This is a genomic window from Frankia sp. CcCS3 (genome assembly GCF_977927575.1).
Genome location: NZ_CDWRCL010000133.1, coordinates 1 through 10,714 on the forward strand (window position 1 = coordinate 1; position 10,714 = coordinate 10,714).

6 protein-coding genes are annotated in these 10,714 nt (G+C 72.3%); 2 read left to right on the forward strand and 4 right to left on the reverse strand.

Annotated features, from left to right (window positions below; all coding sequences use genetic code 11):
* From AC08OQ_RS12615 to hrpA, 3 genes are all read right to left on the reverse strand, one after another.
* Positions 1-450: tetratricopeptide repeat protein (locus AC08OQ_RS12615; RefSeq protein WP_476612063.1), on the reverse strand; the 450-nt coding region annotated here is incomplete at its 3' end.
* A 308-nt stretch (positions 451-758) separates the two neighbouring features.
* Entirely contained in the window at positions 759-1,814 is a 1,056-nt protein-coding gene (locus AC08OQ_RS12620) for a toll/interleukin-1 receptor domain-containing protein (protein ID WP_476605336.1), read from the reverse strand.
* A 74-nt stretch (positions 1,815-1,888) separates the two neighbouring features.
* Complete coding sequence (gene hrpA, locus AC08OQ_RS12625) at positions 1,889-5,983, reverse strand: ATP-dependent RNA helicase HrpA (protein ID WP_476605335.1); 4,095 nt, start codon at positions 5,981-5,983, stop codon at positions 1,889-1,891.
* Between the two features lie 502 nt (positions 5,984-6,485).
* Here hrpA and AC08OQ_RS12630 point away from each other — a divergent pair.
* Positions 6,486-7,037, forward strand: coding sequence for a hypothetical protein (locus AC08OQ_RS12630; protein ID WP_476612062.1), 552 nt, complete (start codon positions 6,486-6,488; stop codon positions 7,035-7,037).
* Positions 7,034-9,148 carry an ATP-binding protein gene (locus AC08OQ_RS12635; protein WP_476601750.1) on the forward strand — a complete coding sequence of 705 codons (2,115 nt, stop codon included), beginning with the start codon at positions 7,034-7,036 and terminating at the stop codon, positions 9,146-9,148. The genes AC08OQ_RS12630 and AC08OQ_RS12635 overlap by 4 nt, the downstream gene beginning before the upstream one ends.
* Before the next feature lie 91 nt (positions 9,149-9,239).
* Here the strand turns inward: AC08OQ_RS12635 and AC08OQ_RS12640 are convergent, their stop codons facing one another.
* Positions 9,240-10,106: a helix-turn-helix domain-containing protein gene (locus AC08OQ_RS12640; protein WP_476601751.1), complete on the reverse strand. Its 867-nt coding sequence runs from the start codon at positions 10,104-10,106 to the stop codon at positions 9,240-9,242.
* Positions 10,107-10,714: the final 608 nt, after the last annotated feature.

The following is a 10,714-nucleotide window of genomic DNA, read 5'->3' on the forward strand; positions in this document are numbered from 1 at the left end:
AGACCCTAGGCGGCCGGCGTCGTCGATCCGGCCGGCGGCGAGGGTCACCTGTGCGAGGGTCTCCCGGCAAGCCAGGGTGTCGACGTGCGCTGGGCCGTCGAGCCGCTCGCGGGCGGCCAGGGCGCGGGCCGCGAGGGGGAGGGCCTGGTCGGCCCGGCCCTGCCCGAGCAGGTAGGCCGCCGAGCGTTCCGCCAGCCAGGCGGCCTCCGGACTGTCGGCCTCCAGACGGTCGGCATCGGTGGGGTCGGTGGCGTCGACGTCGGTGTCGGTGGCGTCGAGCACGGCGAGCGTGTGCGGGAGTAGCTCCCGCCAGGCGGGCCAGGCTTCCGGGTTGGCGGTGACGGCGTCGGGCAGGGCCGCGCGCAGCATCCGGGTCATGGTCGCGACGATCTCGTCGGCCTGGTCGGGGCTGGTGTGGGTGTGCACGGCGGCCCGCACCAGCCGGTGCATCGTCACGGTGTCCGCGTCGCGGTGGGCCAGGCCGTACCGCTCCAGGGCGCCGACGGTGTCGGCGAGGGCGAGCGGGTCGCCGGCCGCCGCCCGTAGCCCGGAGTCCGGAGTCGGGGATTGCGTTCGGCTCGGCAGTGAACAGCCGGATTGGGATCGGTTCGTTGTCGCCGTGCGCGACGATCCGCAGCAGGTGGCCGGCGGCCGGTGCCTCGGCGTCGAGCCGGCGGATCGGCTCGTCCCAGAGGGTGGCGGCGGTGGCCCCGGGCCGTCCGCTCACCTCCCCCTGCGCCAGGAGGACCTCCGGCCGGTCAATTAACACCTGAAGATAGGTCTCGGCGGGAGTGCGGCCGGTGCTGATGCGGTGGGCGGCCTGGTCGAGGGCGAGCGGGTGGTCCCCGAGCCGCTCGGCGATCCGGTCGGCGACCGTCCGTTCGACGGCGGGTAGCCGGCCGGCGAGCAGGGTGACGGACTCGGCCCGGTCCATCGGTCCGACCCGGCACGACCGGGCCGAGATGGTCCCAGCCGGGGTTGCGGGAGGTCAGCAGCAGCCGGCCGGGTTCGGCGGGCCGCAGCCAGGCCGGCAGCGTGTCGGCGTCGGCAGCGTCGTCGAGCACGATCAGCCAGCGGCCGTCGGCCCGGCCGAGGTTCGCGATCACGGCGGCCGGTTCCGCGTGGCCGGGTAGGCCCACCGCCGGGGCGAGCTCGCGCACCCGCTCGCCGATCAGCTCGGGGCGTTCCGCCGGCACCCACCACACGGCGTCGAGATCCGCCCGGTGCTGGCGGGCGTACTCGGTGACCAGGCTGGTCTTCCCGATCCCCGCGATTCCCGTCACGGTGACCAGCGGCGAGCGGGACAGCGCCTCGTCGAGCCGGGCGAGCGCGGCCGTCCGGCCGACGAACCGGGCGGGCTGGTCCGGCACGTTCCACACCGCCGGCAGCTCCGGCGGGAAGATCCCCCGCCGGCCGGGGAAGCCCGGCGGCTGTTCCGGCTGTGGCCGGTCGCCACGCAGGGCCGCGAGCAGGCTGGCCCGGACGGCGATCTCGCTGCGGTCGACCGGGACGAGCTGGCCGAGCAGACCGGGCAGCGGCCGGTCCGCCACCCTGGTCACCAGCAGCCGGCGTTCGCCTCCGGTCGGGTCGGCCGACCACGCCGCCGCCCATTCGGCGACCGCGGGCGAGGAGCGCAGGTAACCGTCGGAGACCACCGCGACCGTGTGCCGGGCCTGGCTCACCGCCCGGTCCAGCCACCCCACTCGGTGCGTCCCCGCCGGCGCCCAGGACTCAAGCAGGACCTGGTAGCCGGCATCCTCCAACGTCCCGGCGATCCATTCGGCCCAGGCCCGCCCGTCGTCCGCGTACGACACGAAACAGTCGGGAGCGCCGTGCCCATCGCCCCCCGCCGGTCACCGTCCCAGCATGGCATAGTCACCGAAACGGATTAACCGAGGATGGCGTCGATCGCTCGGTAGACGCGTTCCTCGGAAACCGGGTACGGGGTGCGCAGGCTCTGCGCGAACAGGCTCACCCGCAGCTCCTCGATCATCCAGCGGAGGCGCCGGATCTCGGGCGCCGGCTCCCGGCCGGCGGGGACGGTGGCGAGCAGCTCCCGATAGACGTCCTGGACGCGCCCGACGGTCGCGGTGTTGAGCCTGTCCCGCCCGGGATCGCGGGGCAGCCGCTCCAGCCGCCGTTCCAGCGCGGTCAGGTAGCGGACGAGGTCCGCCAGCCGGTCGGCCCCGGTGTCGGTGGCGAATCCCCGGTAGATCAACGAGGTGAGCTGGTCGCGCGCGTCGGCCACCGACGCCGCCACCGCCGGGGCACGCAGCTCGCGCAGCGCCAGATCGACCGCGTGGGCGAGGCCGAGCACCTGCTGAACCTCGCGGACCACCTCGAAGGCGGCCTCGGGCAGCCCCGCGCGTACCGCGGCGAGCAGCGCGGTGAAGCCCGCCTCGTCCCAGGCGGGCCCGCCGGCCGCGGCGATCAACCGGTCGGCGGCGGCCCGCACGCAGTCGTCCAGCAGGTCGGCGGCGTCGCGGTGCGGGTTGTGGCTCAGGGCCAGCTTCGCGGCGTTCGACAGCCGGGCGTTGAGGCCGCGCACCGGGGAGGGGACGCCCAGCAGCACCAGGCGCCGGGTGCCGGCCCACATCAGCTGGCGCTGTTCGGCCTCGGTGCCGGCGGCCCGCACCGCGACCGAACCGCCCTCGTCAACCAGCGCCGGGAACGCCTTCACCACGTGGCCGCCCGCCGCGTTGCCGCCTACCGCGTTGCCGCCGCGGCGCAGCTCGACGACCTTCGGCAGGGTGCCGAGGTCCCCCCACGCCCGCAGGCCGGCCCGCTCGAGGCCGTCCGCCGCGGCGGCAACGGCCTCCCGGGTCCTCGGGCGCAGCCGCTCCTTGATGGCGTCGAGGTCCTTGCCCTCGGCCAGCACCCGCCCGCCGGCGTCCTCCACCCGGAAGGTGAACCGCAGGTAATCCGGCACACCCGTCAGCGACCAGGAGTCGCGCGGGATCTCCGGCCCGCCCATCCGGCGCAGCTCGTGTTCCACCGCGGTGAGCAGGGGCACCTGGCGTGGCGTGATGTTCGCCAGGACCGCCTTGGCGTAGTTCGGCGCCGGGACGAAGCTGCGCCGCACCGCCTTCGGCAGCGCCCGGATGAGGGCGGTGACGAGCTCCTCGCGCAGCCCCGGCACCTGCCATTCGAAGCCCTCGGCGCCGACCTGGTTCAGCACGGCCAGCGGGATGTGCACGGTGACCCCGTCGGCCGCCGAGCCCGGTTCGAACTGGTAGCTCAGCGGCAGCGCGAGGTCGCCCGCCTGCCAGACGTCGGGGTAGTCGGCCTCGGTGATTCCCTCGGCGCCCGCGGAGACGAGCATTGAGCGCGGGAAGTCGAGCAGGTCCGGGGTCGTCCGGCGCGCCTTGCGCCACCAGGCGTCGAAGTGCCGGGCGGACACGATATCCGCGGGGATGCGCTCGTCGTAGAAATGGAACAGCGTCTCGTCGTCGACGACGATGTCGCGCCGCCGGGCCCGGTGCTCCAGCTCCTCGACGTCGGCGAGCAGCTCCCGGTTGGCGTGGAAGAAGGCGTGGCGGGTCTGCCAGTCACCCTCGACCAGCGCGTGCCGGAGAAACAGCTCCCGGCACAGGGCCGGGTCGACCCGGCTGTACTGGACCGGCCGGGAGGCGACGATCGTCACCCCGTACAGGGTCACCTTCTCGTCGGCGAGCACCGCGCCCTGCCGGCGCGACCAGCGCGGCTCGCTGTACGTGCGATGCACCAGGTGGGCGGCGAGCGGCTCGATCCAGTCCGGGTCGATCCGCGCGGCGGTGCGGCCCCACAGCCGGGAGGTCTCCACCAGCTCGGCGGCCATCACCCAGGCGGGTGGTCCGGACGGCCGCTTCGGCGCGTCCTCGCCCGCCGGGTCCCCCGGGTCCGCCAGCGCGGCTGTCGGGTCCGCCGACGTGGCTGTCGGCCCGGTGCGCTCGGCGCGGTTCGACCGCCGGGCCAGGGCGGAGCCCGGCCAGAGCGCGAAGCGGCCGCCGCGGGCGCCAGCGTACTCCCGGCGCTCCGGGTCGTAACGACCGATGTGCGACAGCAGCCCGGTCAGCAGGGCCTGGTGCACGGCCCGTGGATCGGTTCGTGGATCGGCCGCGCCGGAGCTGTCGTCCCGGGGGGTGAGCCCCAGGCCGCGGGCCACCGCGGCGAGCTGGCCGTGCACGTCCTGCCATTCCCGGATGCGCAGGTAGTTGAGGAACTCCGTGCGGCACATCCGCCGGAACTGGTTGGCCGACAGCTCGCCGCGGGCGTCGCGCAGGTAGTTCCACAGGTTCAGGTACGCCAGGAAGTCCGAGGTCGGGTCCGCGAACCGGGCGTGGCGGGCGTCGGCCGCCTGCTGGTGCTCGACCGGGCGCTCCCGGGGATCCTGGATCGCGAGCGCGGCGGCGATGACGAGCACCTCGCGCAGGCAGCCCTGCTCGTCGGCGGCGAGCACCATGCGGGCCAGCCGGGGATCCACCGGGATCTGCGCCAGCCGCCGGCCGAGGGGAGTGATCCGGTGGCGGGGATCGGCCGCGGTGGCGTCGAATGCCCCCAACTCGGCGAGGAGCAGTTCGCCGTCGCTGATCTGGCGGGGGTCGGGTGGATCGAGGAACCCGAACGTGGCCATCTCGCCGAGGCCGAGGTCGGCCATCCGCAGGATGACCGAGGCCAGGTTCGTCCGCAGGCTCTCCGGATCGGTGAACTCCGGCCGGCCGGCGAAGTCCTCCTCGCTGTAGAGGCGGATGCAGATGCCGTCGGCGGTCCGCCCGCAGCGCCCCTTGCGCTGGTTGGCGGAGGCCTGTGAGATCGGTTCGATGGGCAGCCGCTGCACCTTGGTGCGGTGGCTGTAGCGGGAGATCCGCGCGGTGCCCGGGTCGATCACATAATGGATTCCCGGCACGGTCAGCGAGGTCTCGGCGACGTTGGTGGCCAGGATCACCCGCCGTCCGGTGTGCGGCTGGAACACCCGGTGCTGCTCGCCGGCGGACAGGCGGGCGTAGAGCGGCACGATCTCGGTGTTCGGCCGCTGCTCGCGGGTGAGTGCCTCAGCGGTGTCGCGGATCTCCCGTTCGCCGCTGAGGAACACCAGGATGTCGCCCGGGCCCTCCGCGCACAGCTCGTCGACCGCCTCGCTGATGGCCTGGGTCTGGTCGCGCTCGACCTCGCCGTTCTCCCTGCCGGTCCTCCGCCCGTCGGCCGGGCCGCTGGCCGATCCGCTGGCCGGTCCGTCGGCTGGTCCGTCGGCCGCCGGGACGAGTGGGCGGTAGCGGACCTCGACCGGATAGGTGCGCCCGGACACCTCGATGACCGGGGCGTCCTCGAAGTGGGCGGAGAACCGGGCCGTCTCGATCGTCGCGGAGGTGATGACAATCTTGAGATCCGGCCGGCGGGGGAGCAACGACCGCAGGTAGCCGAGGATAAAGTCGATGTTGAGGCTGCGTTCGTGCGCCTCGTCGATGATGAGCGTGTCATAGCGGCGCAGCTGGCGATCGGAGGAGATCTCGGCCAGCAGGATGCCGTCCGTCATGAGCTTGACCAGCGTGTTCTCGTGCACCTGGTCGGTGAACCGGGTCTGGTAGCCGACGACGCCGCCCGCCTGGGGAGTCGGGGTGCGCAGTTCCTCCGCGATGCGGTCGGCGACGGTACGCGCGGCGATTCGGCGCGGCTGGGTGTGCCCGATCATCGCCCGGATCCCGCGGCCGAGCTCCAGGCAGATCTTCGGTAGCTGGGTGGTCTTGCCGGACCCGGTCTCCCCGGCGACGACGACCACCTGGTGATCCCGGATCGCGGCGAGGATCTCGTCCTTGCGCTGGGTGACCGGAAGGATGTCGGGGTAGTCGAGCGTCGGGACGCTGGCCCGGCGCCGCTCCACCTGCAGCGCCGCCCGGTCCACCTCGGCGGCGATGGCCTGTAGGGCCCGCTGGCGCGCGGCGGGCTCGCGGGTGCGCCGGCTCTCGGCGAGCCGTCGGCCTAGCCGATGGGCGTCGCGAGGAGACAACCCGGTCAGCCGCGCGGACAGCTCCGCCGGTGCTACTGGGCCTGCCGGTGCTACTGGGCCTGCCGGTGGTGACGGCTGCGGCGTGGGCGGCCTGGGCGGCCTGGCGGGAGGATTCAAGAGCTGCCTTTCCACACGTCGTCAAGCCTAGGACACAGCTGTCCCGGCGGCGTTGCATTCCTCCGGCCCGTCGGGCGGTGGCGGTGACTCTTCGGTCAGCGAATTTTGGGGACCTGAGCACGGTCTGCGGTCCCTGGACCGTGACTAGCTCCCCCGAATGGGAGGTCGGGCCGTCCCGTTACCTTTTCGACGGATGAGCGGTCCGACGGATGAGAGGCGAGCCGGTCCTTTGCGGACCAAGGCGAGGCGCCGCCGGTAGCCTGCCAACGGCCCGCCCGGTCGGCGGTGGGTCGCTGCTCGACGCCGTCGCGGCCTCTATGCCGTCGCAAGCTTGTCGTCGACAGAAACCTCGATGCTGAGGGGACAGAGCCATCATGATGATGAGGTGCGAAGTCGGCCCCTACCCTGGTCCGGGCGACCTCCCCGGGCCGAGCAGGACGTGACTGCCGACGGGCGGGAGGCGGCCTCGCCCGGGGTGCGGGAGCCGGTCCCGCTCGCGGCGCCGGCATCCTCCGCCGCCACGGGCACCGCCGCTACCGCCTCCGCGGGCACGGTGACCGCCTTCGGGGAGGGCACGCTCGAGCTGGGCCGAGCCTCCGTCGAGTTGGGCCGGGCTTACCAGGCGCTGGAACAGGTCATGGGGCGCGTCCTCGTTACTCTGCGGGCGGTTGCGGTCCTGCTGACGGTGTGCTACGTCGCGGTCTGGCGCTGGTACGACCACAGGCCGGCGGCGATGGCCGTCGCGGGGCTGACGGTCATCGGCGGTCTCGTCTTCTGCGTCGTCAGCCTGCGACGCGGGATCCGTCGATCGATGACCACCAGCACGGTCGCGATGTCGACGGTCCTCGCCCTGACGGCCTCGTCCTGGTTGCCGCCCGCTTCGGTGGGGGACAGCGGGAACTTCGTCTTCCTGACCCCATCAACGCCGGGATCGTGACGGTCTGGACATTTCCGACGGCCGTCGCGTCGGTCCTGCTCCTGACGCTGTGCGGCGCCACTCTCGTAGGCGGCTGGGGCCACAACCCCCGGGTCTTCTCTCAAACCGCCATGCTGCTGATCATTCCCGGTCTACTCGGGCTGGCGATCGGTCGACTGCGCCGGATCGCCCGTACGGCCGACCAGCGATGGGCGAACGTTGTGGCCCGGCACCGCAGCGAGGCGGTGGTCCTCGCCGTCGCCCGCGACCGCCGGGAACGGGAGCGAGTCATCCACGACACGGTGCTGAACACCCTGACCGGCATCGCCTGGGGCGGGGGACGGGACGTGGCACTCACCCGGCGTCGATGTGCGCAGAGCCTCACCGCCGTGCGCGGCCTGCTCGACCGGGACGACGAGGTCGGTCCGCCGATCGGCGATCGGTTGGCCGAGGCCGTCCGCGACGCCGCTCGACGGGGGCTGCAGGTCAGCCTCGAGGACCGGCGTCTCCCAGCCGTCGCGGGGGAACCTCCCGGTGAGCCCCCGGCCGTGGTTGTGGAGGCCTTCGTCGGAGCGGTCGGCGAGGCGCTGGTCAACGTGGAACGGCACTCCGGCACCCGGCGTGCCTCGCTGCTCCTCGGCGGTGGCCCGGGCCTGCTCATCGTGACGGTGTCCGACGCCGGGTGCGGCTTCGACCCGCAGCGGGTCGACCCCGCCCGGCTCGGGCTGCGCGAGTCCATCGTCGGACGGCTGGTGGACGTCGCCGGGACCGCCCGCATCGACGCGCACCCGGGGCAGGGCACCGTTGTGGAACTGCAGTGGCACGCCCCGGACGCGACGACGGGGCACGTGACGCGACCACAGCCGAGCGATGATCGCGGCGATCGGGGTGATCGCGGGGCCGGAAGGGTCGGCGGGCGGGTCGGCGGAAGGGTCGGCGGGCGGGTCGGCGATCGTCGGGACGTCGCCGCGATCGCCGCCGAGCTACGCGACGCCTATGCCGCCGGGCTGCGCCGGGCGCTCGGGCAGATCGTCGGGCTGTGGATGATCATCATGCTCGTGCCGTTGGTCGGCACGGGTGGATGGGTGCGGACGATGGCTGGAGCGGGAGCGATGTGGCTGCTGGTGGCCGCGCTCACCGTCGCCTTCGTCCGGCGCGGACGGAGTCGGCCGATCAGCGGTCCCGAGGCGGCCGTGCTGCTGTTCCTGGCCCTCGCCGTCGCCGTCGCCGGCATAGCGAACACCGTCGGCGCGGACATCGTCCGGATCGCGGACTGGCCGTTGCTCGTGCTTCCCCTGCTCCTAGCGTTCATCACCGCCTCCCGGCCACTCTGGGAATGGGTGGGTGCGCTGCTGGTCGCGATCGCCATGATGATCGTTGCGGTGTTCCTGCGTGGTACCACCGAACCGCTGGTGCTGGCGCGGCTGGGGGTACTGATCTACGGTGCGTGCGGGGTGCAGATTGTGACCGCGATGCTGGGTCCCCTGCTGCGCGGCACCGCGGAGACGACCGCCCGCGCCCTGGCCGCCGAGGCTGAGGTCGCCGCCCAGGTGGATGCGTTCACCATGATCAGGTGGGAGCGGGCGCAGTGGTTGCACACCGTGGGGTGGGAGGTGCTGCCGTTACTCGACGGAGTCGCGGGCGGTTGGCTGGACCCACGGGAAGCCGCCGTTCGGAGCAGGTGCGCGATACGGGCGGCCGCCGTCCGTCGCATGATCACCGGGGGTGGTCCGTCGTCGGCGCTGGCGGACCTCGACGCGGTCGTCGCCGACGCCGAGGCTGCGGGAATGACCGTCCAGATCCAGCTGTCCGGCGATCTGCGGCTCGCGCCAGCTCCCGTGCGGGCCATGGTGGCCGATCAGGTGCGGGAGGTGCTCGCCGCCGTCCCAGGCGGCCGAGCGATTATGACGGTCCTGTGGACGCCGGCCGGCGGCAGTGTTTTCGTCTCGCTGCCCTGGCCGCAGGGCCTGCCGCCCCCGCAGCTCGGCTGCGGGGGAGAGGACCCGGGCGGGATCGAGGTCTCGGTGGAGCTGGACGATCGGTGTCTCAGCCTGGAGCTGACCTGGCCGGCGAGCGCGGTCACGGATCCGACCAGGCGGGTCGAGCCGATCGGCGGGATGGCGGAGCAGTAGGGCCGGCAGGCCGGCAGAACGGCAGGCCGGCCGAGTAGTAGGCCGGCGGGCCGGCGGAGCAGCCGGTCGGTGAGCTGGGAGCGAACCGCGTTCAGAGCTCGGTGATGATGCGCCGTAGCAGTTCGGGAGTGTCACCCGGGGTCGTGCTGTCGACACTGAGCCGGTTATACACCTCCATGTACCGGTCGACGTCCTCGCGCTTGTCGAGGTAGGTGGAACCGGTGAGCTGCTCCAGGTAGACCACGTCCGGCGGGTCCATTTCGGGGAAGCGGAGGATCGTGAAGGCCCCACCCTCCGCCGCGTGGCCGCCGAAGGAGAACGGCATCACCTGCAGAGTGAGGTTCGGTAGCTCGGACGCGGTGATGAGGTGTTCGATCTGGGCCCGCATCACCTTCGGCCCGCCGATCGGCCGACGCAGCGCCGCCTCGTCGATGACTATCCAGAGCCGTGGCGGGTTCTTACGGTACAGCAGCTTCTGCCGGTTGAGCCGCACGTTAACCCGGCGCTCGACGACGTCGGCCGGTAGGTGATCACTACCCTGCGTGATGATTGCTCGGGCGTAGTCCTCGGTCTGCAACAGGCCCGGAATGAACTGGAGCTCGTAGGTCCGGATGAGCTGGGCCGCCTCCTCCAGACCGATGTACGGCTGGAACCAGGACGGGAGAACGTCGTTGAAGTTCTGCCACCAGCCAGCGGCGTTCGCCTCCCGGACAAGGGCCAGCAATGGGGCGCGCTCTGCATCGTCCGTGACCTGATAGAAGGTCAGCAGGTCGGCGACGTCGCGTTCTTTGAAGCTGACGCGGCCAAGCTCCATCCGGCTGATCTTCGACTCTGAGGCGCGGATGTGGTAGCCGGCGGTTTCCCGGCTGATGCCCTTCTCCTCGCGAAGTCGACGGAGCTGAGAGCCGAGCAGGATCCGACGTACGGTCGGTCCACTTCCCGGCTGAGCTGTCGTCACGGTCGGCCCCCTCGCCATGGTCAACACAAGAGTAAGATACTCGATCTTCTGGTTCCGGATGGGTGGCTGGTTCTCTCGTCTGGGTGACACTCGCGTGTTTAGCGTGGTGAGGATTATTTGTATACACGCTCACGGGGAGCGTCGACGGCGGGTCTCCGTTTAACGGGGGATGAGGATGCCCCCGGCTGTCGGGTACGGGCGCAATGGTGTGGACGATGACATGTCCGGACATTCCACTCTCACGGTGCCAGATTCCAGGGGGCGTGAGGACTTCGGGCCCTGGACGGCGATCGTGTACTTCCTACTGTTGCTCTCCACGGCGCCGCTCCTCTTCGCTCCTCCCCCCACTCTCCCGTCGGGTTCCCCCGGACCCGGCGACCGGTCCCGCAGCCACGTGTCCCCTGGCCGCCCGCCCCGTGGCATCTACCCCGCGGCCACCAGCTCTCCGTCGTGCCGCCTCTCCGACCGTCCCGCCCCTCCTCCAGGCCTCGGCCTCCCGCCGCGGGTCTCTCCGGGTTCACTCCGACGCGCTCTTCGCCGGCGCGCTGGTTCTGGTGCACGATCTCCGTCGAGTGCTGTTGAGGTGTGGATCTGGATCTGTCGTTGAT